Consider the following 17661-nt stretch of genomic DNA (forward strand, 5'->3'; position numbering starts at 1 on the left):
AGCCGACGCTGACCAGACGGCCCCCGGCGGGGCCGCGAGCGCGGCGCATAAGGTGGTCCACCATCAACCACGACAGGTTCGCCGGCCCCAGCAGGTTGACGTCCAGCGTGTGGCGCCACGCCTGCTGCCAGTCGGCATAGGTGGTGCTGTCCACGGGATGGGCCTCGAAGACCCCTGCGTTGTTGACCAGGACATCAAGGTCGCCGAGTTCCGCGACCGCCTCGGCAAAAATCCGCTCGCACACCTCGGGAGAGCTCAGGTCCCCGACCACCACAGCGTGACCCTCCCCCGGCAAGCTCGCCAGAACGCGCCTCGCGGCCGCCTCATCGGATCCGGTGTGCACAGCTATCCTGTGTCCGGCCGCGGCCAGGGCCTGTGCCACAGCGGCACCGATACCGCGGCCCGCTCCTGTCACCAGAGTGCAAGTGTTCATTCACGCGACACTACCCAATGGCTCAGGAGGCGCGCTACACCGGGAACCCGGCACAGCGTCTTCGGCGTCGAACGGGCCGTGGCATAGGCGATCGCCGATGGATAGGAATTTTTCGGCGCACCGGAGGCTTGCCGCATATAGGGTAACCAGCGAGCTGCCTCAGGGAACCACGAAGGAGAGCGTTGATGACTTCCATTGAACCGATTCCAGGATCCGATCAAGGAAAACCGACCGCACTGGTGGTTGGTGCCTCCGGCATCGCGGGCTCGGCCCTCGTGGACAAGCTCACAGCCGAAGGCTGGCAGGTGCTGGCGATGTCGCGCGGTGCCGGTCAGCCGAGAAAAAACGTGCGCTATCTCCAGGCCGATCTCTCCTCACCGCAGTCCGTCGCCGAGGCTCTGGTCCCCGAATACCCCACCCATGTTTTCTTCACAGCCTGGGCACGGCAGGATACGGAGGAGGAGAACATCCGCGTCAACGCGGGAATGCTCCGGAACCTCCTTGCAGCCCTTGAGGACAAGCAGGTTGCCCACGTTGCCCTGATGACCGGGCTGAAACACTATCTCGGTCCTTTCGAGGCGTACGCCGCGGGAGAAATGGCTGACACGCCGTTCCATGAGGAGGAACCGCGCCTTCCCGTACAGAACTTCTACTACGCCCAGGAAGACGAGCTGTGGTCAGCGGCCGCGGCCTCGGGCTTCACCTGGTCCGTGCACCGCGCGCACACCGTCATAGGACACGCGGTTGGCAACGCCATGAACATGGGCCTGACCATCGCTGCTCAAGCCGCCATCTGCAAAGCGGCGGCGCGTCCGTTCGTCTTTCCCGGGTCGGAGACCCAGTGGAACGGCCTGACGGACATGACCGACGCGGGCCTTCTCGCGGACCACATGCTGTGGGCTGCGACAACTCCTGCCGGAGCGAACGAGGCCTTCAACATCGTCAACGGCGACGTCTTCCGCTGGCGGTGGATGTGGTCACGCCTGGCCGCGTACTTCGACGTCGAGCCCGAGGGTTACCTGGATGCGCCAAGGCCGCTCGAGGCCCAGATGGCCGGAGCGGAACAGCTATGGCACCGCCTGGCCGAGACCGAAGGACTTGCGGAGTCCCGCCTGGATCGGGTGGCGTCGTGGTGGCATACTGACGGCGACCTCGGCCGGAACATCGAAGTGGTGACGGACATGAGCAAGAGCCGCCTTGCCGGATTCACCGGGTACCGGTGAACCCTCGACTCTTTCACCGACCTGTTCGACCGCTACCGGGCGGACAACCTCATTCCCTGAGCCCACCAGCGCATATACCGCGGGTATTCTGCAGGGCCGTTGTGACGCGAGCAGTCGGCCGAGTTGTGTAAGGCATACCTAACAAGATAGCTTTCAAGGGCGCGCAGAATTAGCAAACACTTTAATGCCCTATTAGCCGAAGTGCCCGCCGGTTGCGGGATGGCCCTTGATAACTGGAGCAACACCATGAAGACCCCCCTGAAGTCCCGCCTGATGGCCGGCGCCGCCGCTGCTTCGATGCTTACCCTGAGCGCCTGCGCGCAGGAAGCGGAAGCGGGGTCCAGCTCCGAACCCACGATTTCGGTGGAGCACGCGCAAGGGACCACCGAGGTCCCCTCCAACCCGGAAACCGTCTATACCTTCGACCTCGGAGTGCTGGACACCCTCGATGTCCTCGCGGTCCCGGTTGCAGGCGTCCCGCAGGCCGGCCTGCCCGAGTCCCTCTCCCAGTACGGCGCGGACGACGTCGCCAACATCGGCACGCTTCAGGAACCTGATTTCGAGGCGATCAGCGCGGGAAATCCCGACCTGATCATCATCTCGGGCCGCACCGCGGATTATTACGACGAGTTCAGCGACATTGCGCCGACCATCGACCTCAGTGTCGCTGCTGCAGAGCCGATGCCTTCCTTCAGGGAGGTCACCACTACCCTCGGCACCATCTTCGGCAAGGAGGACGCGGCGGAGGAGAAGCTTGCCGCCCTCGATTCCCGCGTCGAGGAAACCCGCGCTGCCGCCGTCGACGCCGGAACCGGCCTGATCGTAATGACCAGCGGCGGGGAAATGACCGCGTACGGCACCGGCTCGCGCTTCGGTCTGATCCACGATGTCCTCGGTGTCCCAACCGCAGCCGACATCGTTGCGGACGGCAGGCACGGGGAGTCCATCTCCTTCGAGTTCATCGCCGAGAAGGACCCGGACCACCTGTTCATCATCGACCGGGATGTCGCCATCGGAGAAGCCGGGGAAGCGGCATCCGCAGTCCTGGACAATGATCTCGTCAACGGCACCAAGGCTGCGAAGAACGGCAAGATCACCATGCTCGACCCCACCTCCTGGTACATCGTCGGCTACGGCCTGAACAATGTGGACGCCATGGTCTCCGCCGTCCAGGACGCGACGGCCTAAAACTTCCCGACCCTGGAGCCGGCGCAGCGTCGACGCCAGGGGAAACGGATGGAGATATGACTGCCACCGCCGCGCCGCCCAGACGCCCTGCGCCAGGATCCACCGCCGTCGTCCCCCACAGACGACGGCGGTTCTTCCGCGCCGCCGGCCTGCCCGCTGCCACTACGGCAGTGCTCTGCCTCGCCGTGGCGAGCATGTTCGTCGGCGTCAGCGACGTCTCGTTCAGCACACTGCTCGCCGGTGATCCCGAGGCCTGGGACGTCTTCTGGATCAGCCGGGTACCCCGCACGCTCAGCGTGATCCTGACCGGGATGGCCCTCAGCGTTGCCGGTCTCATCCTGCAACTCATGGTCCGCAACAAATTCGTCGAACCGTCGACGGTCGGCACGGTGGAGTCGGCGTCGCTGGGCATCCTGGTGGTCACGATCTTCCTGCCCGCGGCCTCCCTCTTCGCGAAGATGAGCACGGCGGCTGTCTTCGCTGCTGCGGGAACAGCTCTGTTCCTCCTGGTGCTACGCCGGATTCCACTGCGCAACACGCTGGTGGTCCCCCTCGTGGGAATCATGCTCGGCGGTGTCATTTCCGCCGTCACCACGTTCTTCGCCTACCGCACGGACCTGCTGCAGACGCTCAACAGCTGGATGGTCGGTGATTTTTCCGGTGTCCTGCGCGGCCGCTACGAGCTGCTGTGGATCGTCGGCGCGCTGACCGTGATCGGCTACCTCGCCGCCGACCGTTTCACGGTAGCCGGCATGGGACAGGACTTCACCACCAACCTCGGCCTGAACTACAACCGCGTGATGACCCTCGGACTGGTGATCGTGTCCCTCATCAGCGCCGTCGTGGTGGTGAGCGTCGGTTCGATTCCCTTCCTCGGATTGATCGTACCGAACCTGGTCTCCTTGCTGATCGGCGACAACGTCCGCAGGTCAGCCCCCTGGGTTGCCCTGTTCGGCGCCGGATTCGTCCTGGTCTGCGACATCATCGGCCGGACCATCCGCTATCCGTATGAGATCCCGGTGGGTGTGATCGTCGCCGCCGTCGGCAGCGTCCTGTTCCTCTACCTGTTGCTTCGCCGGCGGGGATCCCGTGCCTAGGATAACCACCGAGGCAGTTCCTCCCGCGCTCAGCCAGCAGCGCCGTCATCCGGTCCGCGGCATTCCACCGCGGGCCTGGATCATCGGCCTCTCCGTTCTTGCCGCTGCCCTGGTGGTGCTGTCCCTGACGATCGGGCTGCAGGGCAATATCGGCTACATCCTGCCGCGCCGGGCCATCAAGGTGGGCTCGATGATCCTGGTGGCCTACGCCGTCGGCGTGTCGACGGTCCTGTTCCAGACGGTGACCTCCAACCGCATCCTCACCCCCTCCATCATGGGTTTCGACGCACTCTATGTGCTGATCCAGACGGTGCTTGTCTTCGCCCTCGGGGGCGGCGCGCTGCTCTCCCTCAGCGATCCCCCCCGGTTCGGGATCGAGGTGGTGCTGATGATCGGGTTCTCCTTCCTGCTCTACCGTTGGCTCTTCACCGGCGGCGGGAAGTCGCTCCATCTGATGCTGCTGGTCGGCATCGTCTTCGGCACGATGTTCCGAGGGTTTTCCTCGTTGTTGCAACGACTCATCGACCCGAGTGAATTCCTCATCCTGCAGGACCTTTTCTTTGCCAGTTTCAACAACGTGGACGGCGGCCTGCTGGGCTATTCCGCTGTCGCCGTCGCGCTGGTCAGTGTCATCGCGTGGCGCATGCGGTATTCCTTCGATGTGCTGGCACTGGGGCGCGAAACGGCGATCAACCTGGGCGTGGACCACAGGCGGTCCGTGACCGCCACCCTGGTGATCTGTTCGGTGCTGGTGGCCGTCTCCACGGCGCTGGTCGGTCCCGTCACGTTCTTCGGCCTGCTGGTTGCCAGCCTCGCCTACCAGCTGTGCTCGAATTTCCGGCACGCCGCGGTGCTGCCGATCGCCGTACTGCTGGGCGTGATCGCGCTGGTGGGCGGTCAGCTAGTGCTGGAGCGCATCTTCGCCTTCGATACCGCGCTCAGCATCATCATCGAATTCGTGGGCGGACTCGTCTTCCTCATCCTCCTGCTGAGGGGCGCCGTGAGATGAGAACCCACCGTCCAACCACGGCAGCCGGGCATTCCCACCGCCTTCGGAAAGGCTTCTGAGCATGATCTCCATAACCGGCGTTTCCAAACGCTATGGAACCTCCACCGTGGTGGACAACGTGAGCTGCGAAATCAAGGAGGGCGGTATCACCTCGATCATCGGGCCCAACGGAGCCGGAAAGTCGACCCTGCTGTCCATGGTGAGCCGGCTGCTGCCCATGGACGCCGGCTCCGTCTCAGTGGACGGACTGGATGTGGCCGCCACTCCCGGCCGCGAGTTGGGCCGCAAGATGGCGATCCTGCGGCAGGACAACCAGCTCACCGTACGGTTGACCGTGCGTGACCTGGTGGGATTCGGTCGCTACCCGCACAACGGCGGCCGTCCAGGACCGGGCGACCGGGAGCAGGTGGACCAGGCAATGGACTACCTGGATCTTTCCGCTCTCGCCGACAGGTTCGTGGACGAGCTTTCCGGAGGCCAGCGCCAGCGCGCCTTCATTGCCATGGTGCTCGCCCAGGACACCGACTACCTGCTCCTCGATGAACCGCTGAACAACCTGGACATGAAGCACTCCGTGGAGATGATGCGCCTGCTGCGCCGACTCACCAACGATCTCGGAAAGACCGTCGTGCTCGTGATCCACGACGTCAACTTCGCTTCCTGCTACTCGGACGACATCATCGCCATGTGCGAGGGACGGATCATTCATCAGGGACCTCCAGCACGGATCATGCAGCCGGAGGTGCTGCACGACATCTATGACATCGATATCCGGATCGAGGAGATCGACGGCAACCGCATCGGCGTGTACTTCGCCTGACTTCTCAGCCTGCACGCAGGAACCCGCCCCTTCCGGAACGGGTTCCTGACGTGCGGTCCGGCAGCTGCCTACCGACAGGCGACGGCGTGCGCGGCTACTAGAAGGTCAACCCGAAGCCGAACGGATACAGTGCGCCGTCGGTGGTCTCCTCGTAGCCAGGGAGATCGCTGAACTGCTCGCGAATGGCGAGACTGGTCCCGGCCAGCGCGAACGGCATCTTTCCCTGCGGGCTCACCTTTCCGGACAGGATGTCGAACAGCGCGGTGTCACTCATGCCGAACCCAGCAACGATTGCACCGGCGCCCCGCAGTCCGCTGGCCTCGTCGAGCACGTAGGGCTGGCGGAAGTACACGTGGAGGACAACCTTGCTGGGGTCATCCACCTCGGCCATGACGTCCTTGATGGTTTCGAGCGAAGGGGTGATCTTCCACGACTGGGACTCGGCCATTCCGCTGAAATCGAGGACACTCGACTCCCAGGGAAGTGAACCGCCGAAGCGTAGTCCGTCATCGGTGCAGGCAGGGGCGCCGGAGGTGACGCAGGCGTCAGCGGCACCGTACGGGCTTGTGCCGTCCAGCCCGGCTACTCCCTCGAGCGTGACCGGGTTGATGTAGTCCGGGTTCAGGCCCGTGGCGGGGTCATTGCTCTTATAGGAGGCGGTGTTGGCGTTGTTCGCCGTCACCGAGATGACCACGGAGTCGCTGTCCGCCGCACTCGGGCGGTCAGCGGGGTTCTCGGTGTTGCCGTTCGTCACGTTGTAGCCGTAGTTCTTCACGGTCTGTTCGTTGATGTCGCCGAGGATGTAGACGTCCGAGCCGTCCTTGAGGGGCAGGGCCTTCGAGCCGGAAGCGGTGTCCTCATTCTGCAGCAGCACGGCTGACTTTCGCTGGAGGTCGAGCCCCACTTCCCGGTTGTCCTCGTTGCCGACGGTCTCGCCGGCCTCGTCGGGATCGACGTACGGGTTCTCGAAGAGCCCGAGGCGGAACAGCGGATCGACGAGGCGCTCGGCTGCGAGGGTGACGCGCTCTTCGGTGACCAACCCGGTGTCAACCAGGTCCGTGATCGTCTTGACGTCGTGGAAGCCGGACAGCGTATCGGTGCCCCCGTTGATGGCTGCGGCGACGCGCTCGGGGATGGTCTTGTCCTCCAAGCCCCAGGCGCGGTCGTTGATGATGCCGGTATCCGAGTTGACGTAGCCCTTGAAGCCGAGCTTGTCGCGCAGCAAATCATTGACGATCTGGTTGGAGAACGCCATACCGGTCTGGTCGTAGCTGACGCCGTCGTACGTGACGTCGACCGGCGCACCGTAATACGGCATGATCGAGGACACTCCTGCCGTGATGGCGGCTTCGAAGGGCTTGAGGTGGTAGCCGAAGCCATCGCCGGGGTAGACCTGCGTCTTGCCGAACGAATAGTGGGCGTCGAGGCCGAGCTCCTGCGGTCCGCCGCCGGGGAAGTGCTTCATCGTGAGCGCAACCGGGGTATCGGGGCTGAGGGACACGCCGTCTTCGTCCACCGGTCCCTGCAGGTTCTCCACGAGCGAGGTCATGATGTTCGAGTTGAGGTCCGCGTCTTCCGTGAACGTCTCGTGTGCACGGTACCAGCGCGGCTCGGTGGACAGGTCCGCCATGTAGCCGTACATTCCTCGGAGTCCGATGGACTTCCACTCCTCGCCCATCACGCCGGCGAAGCGCCCACCACCGACATATCGCCGGTGGTGGGCGCTTCTCCGGTCTTCCGGGACTCCTCGCCGAGCGCGGCGGCCGCGATGCCCGCCTCCTTGGGGAACGCCGTGAAGGCGCCCGCCGACTCATTGATACCGGCGCGGGCATTGGGGTCGATATGGTTCCGCGCATTGGATTTGTAGAGCATGGGGATGCCGAGCCGAGTGCCCTCACCCAGTTCCTGGATGGTGTTCATGTACTCGGCGGCTTCCTCCGGCGTCAGGCTCGTGGAAGCCTGGAATCCGCCGCCCGCCGCGCCACAGACCGCCTGGTCCTCGCTGGTCACGGTGTTGCGGAAGATAAAACGGTGCATTTTCTGATTGTCGATGTAGTCAGTGGCCGCGGGATCGAGGGTGCCGCGGGTCTGGGTTGCCTGGTCACATGCAGCGTTGAGGGTGTCGATGAGCATCAAGCCCGCCTTTTCCTCCAACGTCATTTGGGCCACCAGGTTGTCGACCCGCTGAGCGACCGGGAGCCGCCAGTCCTCGTAGGGGTCCAGCGTGCCGTTGTCATTAAGGTCCTTGAAGGTCCTGCCCGTGACCTTGATGGTGTCCTTGACGCGCGAGACCAGTTCAGGCGGCTTGCCGTGGTTGCCCTCGTTGTGTCTCAAGGAAGCGGCGGGTTTACCGTGGGCGGAGTCGCCTGAAGGTGCTCCCACGGCACTGGTGCCCATGGCGAGGGACAGCGGAACGACGACGGCTGTCAGCGCTATCACGCGCTTGCGTATCTTGTACGAGGATCGGTTTATCAAGGGGTACTCTCCTTCGAGTGTAAGAAAGGGACTTACCGCTGGGCCCATCGCAAGGGGCAGAATCGGTAGCCAGCAGTACCACTGTGACCATGCTCACCGCTGACCCCGGCATGGTTGCCACAAGTTGCCCCGGTTCGCGCTGGCCGGTCCTGGTTCGTCAAAAATGACACGGCCGCTGCAACCCCCGCAATCTAGCCCGGGTGTTGCAGCGGCCGCACCGCCTCGTCCCGCCTTATGGTGCGATGAGGCCCAGCTGGGTGGGCAGCCAGAGACTCAACTGCGGAACGAAGACCACGACGAACAGTCCGAGGACCAGGGCGATAAGGAAGGGCAGCAGTTTCTGGATAACCGGTTCGATTCGCAGTCCCGCGACCCGCGCGCCGACGAACAGCACGTTCCCTACGGGCGGGGTGATTGTTCCTACGCAGAGGTTGAAGACGATCATGGTTCCGAAATGGATGGGATGGATTCCGAACTCCATCACGATGGGCAGGAAGATCGGTGTGAAGATCAGGATCGCCGGGGTGGGATCCATGAAGGTTCCCACGATCAGCAGGATGATCATCATGAGGATCAGGATGACGGTAGGGCTGTCGGTCAGTCCCAGAAGACTCTCGGAGATGAGGTCCGGGATCCGGGCGAAGGACATCAGCCACGACATGGCCGTTGAGACGCCGACGAGCAGCATTACGATGGCGGTTGTCTTGGTTGCATTCAGCAGGATCTCCGGCAGGTCCTTGACCTTGATGGACCGGTAGATGAAGCCGAGGACAAGACTGTAGACGACGGCGATTGCTGCGGACTCGGTTGGAGTGAAGATTCCGGCAAGAATGCCGCCGATGACGATTACGATCATCAGCAGGGACGGGATGGCCTGGACCAGGGTCTGGATGGCGACCTTGAACGAGACGCGGTCCGAGGACTTCAGCTCCGGGTGTTTCCGTGAGTAGGCGTAGACCACGAGCATGCAGGCAAGGATCCAGACAAGACCGGGACCGTAGCCGGCAACGAAGAGTGCTGCAATCGAGGTGCTGCTGACGAGCGAGTAGACGATGAAGGTGTTGCTCGGCGGTATGAGCATTCCCGAGGGTGCCGACGCGACGTTGACGGCGGCGGAGAAGCTGCGGTCATAACCCTCCCTGGTCTGGCGGGGGCCCATGACGGTCCCCACCGCTGCAGCGGCAGCCACTGCTGCGCCGCTGACCGAGCCGAAGAGCGCGTTGGCGACGACGTTGGTTTGCGCCAGGGATCCTGGAGCCCTACCGACCAGCACCTTGGCGGCGTCGATCAGGCGGGACGCTATTCCGCCGTTGTTCATCAGGACTCCGGCGAGGATGAAGAAGGGTATGGCGAGCAGGGTGAACGAATTGATACCGGCGAACATCTGTTGGGATGTGGTGAGGACAGCCCGGTCGAAGCCGATGACCGCGATGATTGCGACGACGGTTGAGATGCCGATAGCGACCGCGATCGGCACGCTGAGAATGATGAGCACTACGATTCCGACGAGGAGTATGAGCCCCGCGAGTAAAGCTGTATCCACGGTGACTCCTAGATAACGTCTGGTTCGGTGTCGGCTGAGGTGGCTTCATCTCCGCGCAGAATGGCCGCAGCGTGGTAGACCGCGTAGAAGATGATGACCACTCCGGTGATGGGCATCACCAGGTAGAGGGGCCCCACCGTGACTGGCAGCCCCGTTAGCGCCTGATCCCAGGACTGCTCCGAAACCCGGTACCCGCCCCAGACGAAGATCAGGCCCGCAAATGCGGCAATCACCGCCTGAACGAGGATGGCAGTCGCCCGTTCAGCCTTCTCGGGAAACTTGCGCACCAGGAAGTCGACGGCAATGTGGCCGCGCTCGGCGAACACAAGTGCCGCTCCGAACAGCCCCAGCCAGACGAACAAGTACTGGGCCAGTTCGGAGGTCCACGCGCTGGGGCTGTTGAGGACCTGCCGGGAGAAGACCTGCCAGACGACGGTGATCACGAGCACTGCGAAGAGAACGACGCATGCTACGGCGAGAAATCGGTCGAGGATTTTCTTGAGAGCTTGCATGGGGGTGCCAGTCAGTTGAAGGTGGACTTACTCGGCGGCGGCGCGGGCAGCGTCGTACAGCTTCTGGGCCGTCTCCGAGGTGACGTACTCGTCGATCAGGGGTTCGAGCGCCGTCCGGAACGCCTCGTTGTCAACGTCATTGAACTCGGTTCCGGAGGCCTCAAGCTCTTCGTGCGCCTTTTCGGTCTCGGAAAGCCACAGCTCCGTGTGCTCCTCGACCGCGGTCTCCCACTGCTCCTCGAACGTTGCGCGATCCTCCTCGGACATGGCCTCGTAGACATCGGTATTGATGACTACGTAGTCCAGTCCGACGAGGTGGTCGGTGTTGGAGTAGTACTTCGCCACCTCGTTGTGCTTCTGGGTCAGGTAAGAAATCTCATTGTTCTCGGCGCCGTCGATCACGCCGGACTGCAGGGCCGTGTAGACCTCGCCGAATGCCATCGGCGTAGGGGCACCGCCCATCAGTTCAATCATCTTGAGCTGGACATCGGACTCCTGGACACGGATCTTCATGCCGTCCAGGTCGGCCGGGGTGTTGACCGGGCCCTCCGTGTTGTAGATGCTCCGGGTGCCCTGGGTAAGGCCGCCGAGCACCGTGAGATTCTGGTCCTCCAACGATGAGTAGAGCTCACCCGTGATTTCGTCGTCACCGACAACGCTCATCTGGTGTTCCACACTGTCGAAGACCTGCGGGAGGTTGAAGACCTGGAAGTCCTTGTTCAGGTTCTCAAGCTGCGTTCCGGAAACCACAGCCATTTCAACCGACCCGTCGCTGACGAGCTGAATGGCTTCCTGCTGGGCGCCAAGCGTCTCATTTGCATAGACGTCGACTTCCAGGCGCCCCTCGGTGGCCTCGCTGACCTTCGTTCCCAGATTGTCCAACGCGATGTAGGACGGGTGGGTTTCCGTCTGGTTCAGCGCAAGCCGAAGGGTCTGGCCGTCAGCGCTTCCGGAGCCGGTGCTCCCGCCGCCGCACGCTGAGAGGGCCAGCGCCATCGCTGCCACGGAGCCGGCCACTGCAAATGATTTCGAGGTTTTCATGATCTACCTTTTCCTGTCCGTTCTGGCGGACATAATGGGTGGCCGGTTCTTCCCGGCTGTTCATCAGCTCACCGCTACCGGCGTTCCGGTCAACGCATCCTCGTGCCGACCGTGCTGCGCCTATCAACAGTGCATGCGCTTATTCGATTGAGCCGTAGGAGGCCATCCCGTTTCAAGCAGTTGCCACTAGTTGCCTTGATTGCCCCTACTATCAAAAGTGGAGGATTTCCATGACTGAAGCCGAGGGCTTACCCACTATCTATGATGTTGCACGGATCGCGGGCGTCTCCTCATCAACGGTCTCGAGGGCGTTTGCACGGCCAGGCCGGGTCAGCCACCAGACCGCGCAGCGCATCTTCGCCGCCGCTGAAGAAGTGGGCTATCGATCCGTCCACGTCGCTGGGATCCACCACGCCGGGGCGACAAGAAGCTCCATGATCGCGCTGGTGATCGCGGACATCCGGAACCCTGTCTACGCAGAAATGGTGCGGGGGGCCGAGGCTGCCGCCGCCGAGGCCGGGTACACGATGCTGTTGGCCCATACGCAGGAATCGGAGCGGAAGGAACGCCAGGCCCTGGAGCGTGCGCTGCCTTCCGTGGACGGGATCGTCCTCTCCAGTTCCCGGATGTCCGATTCGGCGATCCGGATGGTCGCCAAGCAAAAACCGATGATCGTCATGAATCGGGCGGTGACCGACGTCGCCAGTGTGGTCACGGACAATCCGAGGGGCATACGTCGCGCAGCAGAGCATTTGGGCGAGTTGGGACACCGGAGCATCACGTATCTCGCCGGACCCGAAGCGTCCTGGGCGGACGGCATGCGGTGGCGCTCCCTCCGCGAAGCGGCTCTCGAACTGGAACTGAACGTCCGCCGCGTCGGGCCGGCGCTGCCGACCGTTCGGGGAGGGGAGGAAGTAGCCCTCGAATGGCTGCAGCACCGCACCTCCGGAGTGATTGCCTATAACGACCAGATGGCGATCGGGTTCATCCGGGCGCTGCAGGAGCGCGGCGTATCGATCCCCGATGAGGTGAGCGTGGTGGGCTTTGACAACAGTTACGGAGCCGGCCTCATCACCCCCGCCCTCACCACGGTGGAGGCGCCGCTGTATTCACTCGGTGCTACTGCCGTGAATAACCTCCTTGCCTTCGCGGGAGGCGCCAAATCACAGTCGGGTCAGCCGGTGGTCCTGCCCACCCGACTGGTGGTCCGTGCGTCGACCTCGCCCCGGAGATGAGCTGTCCCGACCACGCCGGTCGGCGTCTCCTCGAGCCACTGCCGAGCCTGGATAACGAGCGCGGCAGGGCTCTCGACGATATTGAGCCTCACGCCTGCTTCTGCCTCATTGAGGAGCTCAAGAGTCTTCAGCTGTGACTGGAGCAGCGATACGGGCATGAAATGCCCTGGCCGTACCGCCATCCGTGAAGCAAGCAACTCTTCGGTTCCGTGGAGGTGCACAAACCGCACCGTAGGGTCGGCGGAACGGATGATATCCCGGTAGGACCGTTTGAGGGCACTGCAGGCAATGACCAGGGACTCCTGCCTGGATTCCGTGAACTTCCTGCCGATTTCCCGGAGCCAGGGCGCACGATCGTCATCGCTCAGTGGTATCCCTGCTGCCATTTTCTGCACGTTTTCGTGCGGGTGGAGGGAGTCCCCATCGAGGAAGCTCGCGCCGAGATCCTGGGCAAGGAACTCACCCACGGTGCTCTTGCCGCAACCGGAGACTCCCATCACCACCACCGAATGGGTTTTCACCAGTCGTGAACCGTTCCGTCACTCAGGCGGTTGTAGGGCAGGTAGGCCTGCTGGTAAGGGAAGGACGCTGCGGCTTCCTCATTGAGTTCGACGCCGAGGCCCGGCTTGTCACCGGGATGGAGGAAACCGTCGGTGAAGGTCATGGACTGTTCGAAGACCGTGTTGGTCTTCTCGCTGTGCTCCATATACTCCTGGATACCGAAGTTATGGATGGCCAATCCAACGTGCGTCTGGGCGGCAAGGCCGATGGGTGAGACGTCGGTGGGACCGTGGAAACCGGATTTGATCTGGTACTGCGCGGCGTAGTCCATGACCTTCTTCAGTGGGGAGATACCTCCGAAATGGGTCGACGCAGCCCGGACGTAATCGATCAGCTGTTCCCGGATGAGGGTCTGGAAGTCGAAGACGGTGTTGAATATCTCGCCGACGGCAAGCGGGGTTGTCGTGTGCTGACGGATCAGGCGGAACGCTTCCTGGTTCTCCGCGGGTGTGACGTCCTCGAGCCAGAACAGGTCGTAGGGCTCCAGCGACTTGCCGAGTTTCGCGGCCTGGATGGGCGTCATCCGGTGGTGACCGTCATGCAGCAGGGGAAGTTCGGGGCCGAACTCGTTCCGAACGGCCTCGAAGACCGTAGGAATATGGCGAAGATAGGCCCGGGTGTCCCAGTCCTCCTCCGTAGGCTGGGCACCGCGCCCGGCGGGCTCGAAATCGTACCGCTCCCCCGTCGCCTGGGCCTGGGCCGCCACACCATAAAGGGCTTTGATGCCTGGCACCGATGTCTGGACGCGGATCGACTTATAGCCTTCCTCCAGGTGCTGCCGGATCGAGTCGAACAGCTCGGGAATATCCCTGCCGGAGGCATGCCCATAAGTGCGTAGCGCGGTCCGCGACGCCCCGCCGAGCAGCTGGTACACCGGCATGTTCGCTGCCTTGCCCTTGATGTCCCACAGTGCCATGTCGACGGCCGCGATCGCAGCCATGGTGACCGGTCCGCGGCGCCAGTACGAGCTGCGGTACAGGAACTGCCAGGTGTCCTCGATCCGATGCGGGTCCTTGTTGATGAGGAGCTGGGTGACGTGCTCCTTGAGGTAGGAGGCGACGGCGAGTTCCCGGCCGTTCAGGGTGGCATCACCGAGTCCTGTGATGCCGTCGTCAGTGGTGATCTTGAGCGTGACGAAGTTCCGGCTGGGGCTCGTGACGATGACGTCAGCGGCAATGATTTTCAAGATGTACCTTCCAGAATTGTTGTGAATCGGATGCCGGGTTCTTACCGAGCACGGCGCAGGGTGTGGACGAGATCGATCAGGGCGGCATCTTTTCCGAGCTCCCCGTCTAGATGCCCGATCAGTGCCTCGGTGAGGTTCCGTCCGTCGAGATGCAGCAACTTTTGAAGGGCGTCGGCCTCAGCATCGGCCGGCGGTGCACCCGCCGCCCTTCCAGCGTCCAGGTGATCAATCCAGGCGGCGACGGCACGTGCGGACCCTTGTCCGTTTCGCCCCGCAGCCCGTTCCGCAGACAGCACCGGAAGAATGCGTAGGCGGAGCTTACTGCTGCCGTCGACGGCGATCTGGGAGAGTTGGTGGGCGATCCGGGAGTTGCCGAAGCGCCTCAGCAGCGCAGTCCGATACTCCGGCACTCCGAGGTCCGGCTCAGTCAGGTGGGTCGAGGCTTCATCCCAGAAGGAGTTGATCCATTCCGCGCAGCGGGTGTCGGCCAGGCTATCAGCCACGGTGGCGTGGCCGAGAAGCTGGCTGGCGTACGCCAGCAGCGAGTGTGCGCCGTTGAGCAGCCAGAGTTTCCGCCGTTCGAAATGTTCGATGTCGTCAACGAAGAGAGCGCCCGCTTCTTCCCAGGGTGGCCGGCCGGCGGGAAATCTTCCGCTGAGCACCCAGTTATGGAACGGCTCGGTGATGACGGGCGAGCTGTCGGCAATACCGGTTGCAGCAGCGATGGCCGCTACGTCCGAGTCCGTGGTCCTCGGAGTGATCCGGTCAATCGAGGTGTTGACGAACGAGACGTTGGTTTTCACCCAGTCCGCCAGTTCATCCGACACCTCGAGGGCGAGCCCGTGGATTGCCTGCGACGCCGCGTCACCATTGGCGCTCAGGTTGTCACACGAGACGACGGCAAGAGGTCCCGCCCCGGCGCGGCGCCGTGCGTCCAGACCCGTCAGTACGCGGGCACCCATCGTCGTCGGCAGCGGCTGACCGCCAGCATTCTCGGGCAGGGCGAGATCGCCCTGGGTCTGCCACCGGCGGGCTAGAAGGGAAACATCAGCCGCCACGGGGTCGGCTTCCAGGTTCAGCCTGCCGGCGCTCAGGTGATAGGCGGCCTCGGTGACCGTGATGGTGATGATTGCCGTTGCAGCGGAAGCCATGAGACTGCACAGACGGCCGAGGTCCGCGCCGTCATGGGCGGCACTGATGCTTTGCACGACCTCGTACTCATCCCCGTCGTCGCTGCGCGTCACCAGGGTATAGAGGCCGTCCTGGGCCGCCAGTACGCGTGCCGCGTCCGGGCTGCGGCCCGTGAAAGCGGCGATGCCCCACGAGTGGTCAGTATCCACTGCATGGGTGTACCAGGCCTGGTGGGACCGGTGGAACGCACCAAGGCCGAGATGGACGATGCGTACCGGGGCGGGATCTCCGAAACCGAGTGCCGCGCGGTTGAGCACAGTAGCTACACTCACAGTTTGAAGGCCCTTCGAGGCGCGGCGTCCACAATATCGACGATCAGTTCCGCGGCTCGGGACTCAGTCACCCGGTGCTCAGCGACGAGGCGGGCCAGGAACGACGCTTCAATGCGCCGTGAGGTGTCATGCCGGGCTGGAATCGAGCAGAAGGCACGGGTGTCATCGATGAACCCGGACGAACGGTAGAAGCCTGCGGTTTCAGTGATCGCCGAGCGGAAGCGCAGCATGGCATCCGGCGCATCGAGGAACCACCATGGAGCACCCACGAAGACGGAGGGGTAGAACCCGGCCAGGGGTGCCAGCTCGCGGGAGAACACGGTCTCATCCAGGGTGAACAGGATCAGATGGAATCCCTCGGCGGTGCCGAAGTCCTGCAGCACCGGTCGGATCGCCTCGGTGTAGTTCACGGCGAAGGGAATGTCGTGTCCGGTGTCGCCGCCGAACTTCTCGAACGTCGGCAGGTGATGATTGCGGAAAGACCCGGGGTGGACTGTCATGACCAGCCCGTCCTGAACCGACATCCGGGCCATCTCGTACATCATGTGCGCTTCGAAGACGTCGCGATCCTCCGCCGTCGCTTCTCCGCGGCGTGCCTTTGCAAAAAGCTCCTCGGCATCGGCCCGGCCCAGTTTGAGCGTCAGGGGGGTGCGCACACCGTGGTCTGCTGACACTCCCCCATGGTCCACGAAGTACTGACGGCGGTTCTCCAGCGCCGCAAGATATCCGGCGTAGCCCGTCTTGCCATCCGCCGCGGTACTGATCAGCCGGTCGGTGTTTTCCAGCCATGCCGGGTGGGCCACGTTGATGTACGCATCCGGACGGAAGGTCGGAACCACCCTGCCGTTGAATGAACCGTCAGCCGCGAGGACTGCATGGGCTTCCAGGTCATCCAGCGGATCGTCAGTGGTGGCCAGAACCTCGATGTTGAATTCCTTGAAAAGCTGCCGGGGACGGAACCCCGGGTCATCGAGCCGGGACTGGAGGGCGTCAAAGGATGCGTCGGCAGTCGCCTCGCTGATGTGAGGGTCGATCCGGAACACGGAATCGAACTCCGAGCGCAACCAGTAGGCGGAAGCCGTCCCCTCGAACATCGGCCATGCTTTGCAGAATTCACGCCATACCTCGCGGGGGGTCGCATCGGTGTTGCCGCCCACCCTGAGTCGGTCCATCGGCACGCCGTTCGCATGAAGGAGCCGGGTGACATAGTGATCCGGGCTGATCAGGAGCGTGGCGGGATCGGAGAAAGGAGTGTTCTTCTCAAGGACACCGGCGTCCACATGCCCGTGCGGGGAAAGAATCGGGAAGTTCTCGACGAGGTCAAAAAGCTGCCGGGCAATGGCCCGGACACCTGGGTCTGCGGGGAAGAGCCGGTTCGGTTCGGCTGCTATCGAAGATGACATTTCAACATCGTCGCCAAAGTGGCGATGAGGGGTCAACGAGTTGCCATTTGTTGGCGGCACTCGTCATTCCCTTTCATGCATGCGGTAGAACAGACCAAAGTGGGCATGAACCTGCGTGCCTATTGCCACCGGCGGTCCCTGGGTGGTCCTTGAGAAATGGAGGAGTCCTTTGAGTGCACATATTGGTGTGACGGGTCTTGCGGTGATGGGGGCGAATCTGGCACGGAATTTGGCCCGGAACGGGTACACGGTGGCTTTGCATAACCGGTCGGTGGGAAAGACCGACGCGCTGCTGGAAAAACACGGTACGGAGGGGAATTTCGTTCGGACGGAGTCCTTGCAGGAGTTGGTGGATTCGCTGGAGACCCCGCGCCGGGTGCTGATCATGGTCAAGGCCGGGGGCCCGGTGGATTCGGTGATCGATCAGCTCACCCCGCTGCTGGAGGCCGGGGACATCGTCATCGATGCCGGG

Annotated in this window: 17 protein-coding genes; 7 read left to right on the forward strand and 10 right to left on the reverse strand. The window is 63.2% G+C overall.

From position 1 onward, the window contains the following. Positions 1 to 433: SDR family NAD(P)-dependent oxidoreductase (locus Y705_RS23230; RefSeq protein ID WP_253908596.1), on the reverse strand; the 433-nt coding region annotated here is incomplete at its 3' end. Positions 434 to 618: 185 nt separating this feature from the next. On the opposite strand from Y705_RS23230, the gene Y705_RS0111810 reads away from it, so the two are divergent. The 5 genes from Y705_RS0111810 (at position 619) to Y705_RS0111830 (ending at position 5770) form a co-directional block, all read left to right on the forward strand. Beyond that, positions 619 to 1656 carry an SDR family oxidoreductase gene (locus Y705_RS0111810; protein ID WP_049822668.1) on the forward strand — a complete coding sequence of 346 codons (1038 nt, stop codon included), beginning with the start codon at positions 619 to 621 and terminating at the stop codon, positions 1654 to 1656. 246 nt (positions 1657 to 1902) lie between these two features. Next, positions 1903 to 2844, forward strand: coding sequence for a siderophore ABC transporter substrate-binding protein (locus tag Y705_RS0111815; RefSeq protein WP_026533006.1), 942 nt, complete (start codon positions 1903 to 1905; stop codon positions 2842 to 2844). A 56-nt stretch (positions 2845 to 2900) separates the two neighbouring features. Continuing rightward, the gene (locus Y705_RS0111820) at positions 2901 to 3941 is read left to right on the forward strand and encodes an ABC transporter permease (RefSeq protein ID WP_081738008.1); all 1041 of its coding nucleotides are present in this window, start codon (positions 2901 to 2903) and stop codon (positions 3939 to 3941) included. Beyond that, on the forward strand, positions 3934 to 4950 hold the full coding sequence (locus Y705_RS0111825) for an iron chelate uptake ABC transporter family permease subunit (protein ID WP_253908597.1): 1017 nt from the start codon (positions 3934 to 3936) through the stop codon (positions 4948 to 4950). The genes Y705_RS0111820 and Y705_RS0111825 overlap by 8 nt, the downstream gene beginning before the upstream one ends. A gap of 61 nt (positions 4951 to 5011) precedes the next feature. Continuing rightward, entirely contained in the window at positions 5012 to 5770 is a 759-nt protein-coding gene (locus tag Y705_RS0111830) for an iron ABC transporter ATP-binding protein (RefSeq protein WP_026533009.1), read from the forward strand. A gap of 97 nt (positions 5771 to 5867) precedes the next feature. On the opposite strand, the gene Y705_RS0111835 is transcribed toward Y705_RS0111830, so the two are convergent. The 5 genes from Y705_RS0111835 to Y705_RS0111850 all read right to left on the reverse strand — a co-directional run bounded on the left by Y705_RS0111835 (position 5868) and on the right by Y705_RS0111850 (position 11341). Next, positions 5868 to 7400 carry a glycoside hydrolase family 3 protein gene (locus tag Y705_RS0111835; RefSeq protein ID WP_216698786.1) on the reverse strand — a complete coding sequence of 511 codons (1533 nt, stop codon included), beginning with the start codon at positions 7398 to 7400 and terminating at the stop codon, positions 5868 to 5870. Between the two features lie 47 nt (positions 7401 to 7447). Continuing rightward, positions 7448 to 8245 carry a glycoside hydrolase family 3 protein gene (locus tag Y705_RS22740; protein ID WP_216698787.1) on the reverse strand — a complete coding sequence of 266 codons (798 nt, stop codon included), beginning with the start codon at positions 8243 to 8245 and terminating at the stop codon, positions 7448 to 7450. 232 nt (positions 8246 to 8477) lie between these two features. Then, positions 8478 to 9788 (reverse strand): TRAP transporter large permease, encoded by a 1311-nt coding sequence (locus tag Y705_RS0111840; protein WP_026533010.1) that lies wholly within the window; start codon positions 9786 to 9788, stop codon positions 8478 to 8480. An 8-nt stretch (positions 9789 to 9796) separates the two neighbouring features. Continuing rightward, complete coding sequence (locus Y705_RS0111845) at positions 9797 to 10300, reverse strand: TRAP transporter small permease (RefSeq protein WP_026533011.1); 504 nt, start codon at positions 10298 to 10300, stop codon at positions 9797 to 9799. A gap of 27 nt (positions 10301 to 10327) precedes the next feature. Next, on the reverse strand, positions 10328 to 11341 hold the full coding sequence (locus tag Y705_RS0111850) for a TRAP transporter substrate-binding protein (RefSeq protein ID WP_026533012.1): 1014 nt from the start codon (positions 11339 to 11341) through the stop codon (positions 10328 to 10330). Positions 11342 to 11571: 230 nt separating this feature from the next. Here Y705_RS0111850 and Y705_RS19485 point away from each other — a divergent pair, with 230 nt between their 5' ends. Next, positions 11572 to 12576 (forward strand): LacI family DNA-binding transcriptional regulator, encoded by a 1005-nt coding sequence (locus Y705_RS19485; RefSeq protein WP_049822671.1) that lies wholly within the window; start codon positions 11572 to 11574, stop codon positions 12574 to 12576. Here the strand turns inward: Y705_RS19485 and Y705_RS19490 are convergent. The 4 genes from Y705_RS19490 to uxaC are packed head-to-tail and all read right to left on the reverse strand — an operon-like array spanning position 12516 to position 17189. After that, positions 12516 to 13097: a gluconokinase gene (locus Y705_RS19490; RefSeq protein WP_081738009.1), complete on the reverse strand. Its 582-nt coding sequence runs from the start codon at positions 13095 to 13097 to the stop codon at positions 12516 to 12518. The genes Y705_RS19485 and Y705_RS19490 overlap by 61 nt on opposite strands. Then, entirely contained in the window at positions 13094 to 14323 is a 1230-nt protein-coding gene (gene manD, locus Y705_RS0111865; RefSeq protein WP_026533013.1) for a D-mannonate dehydratase ManD, read from the reverse strand. Before manD ends, Y705_RS19490 begins: the two co-directional genes overlap by 4 nt. Positions 14324 to 14364: 41 nt before the next feature. Next, positions 14365 to 15786 (reverse strand): mannitol dehydrogenase family protein, encoded by a 1422-nt coding sequence (locus Y705_RS19495; protein WP_049822672.1) that lies wholly within the window; start codon positions 15784 to 15786, stop codon positions 14365 to 14367. After that, complete coding sequence (gene uxaC, locus Y705_RS0111875; protein ID WP_026533014.1) at positions 15783 to 17189, reverse strand: glucuronate isomerase; 1407 nt, start codon at positions 17187 to 17189, stop codon at positions 15783 to 15785. Before uxaC ends, Y705_RS19495 begins: the two co-directional genes overlap by 4 nt. 169 nt (positions 17190 to 17358) lie before the next feature. On the opposite strand from uxaC, the gene Y705_RS0111880 reads away from it, so the two are divergent. Continuing rightward, a partial coding sequence (locus Y705_RS0111880; protein WP_253908598.1) for an NAD(P)-binding domain-containing protein occupies positions 17359 to 17661 on the forward strand: 303 nt, incomplete at its 3' end.

This window comes from Arthrobacter sp. H41 (assembly GCF_000520535.1).
Classification (GTDB): domain Bacteria; phylum Actinomycetota; class Actinomycetes; order Actinomycetales; family Micrococcaceae; genus Arthrobacter_D.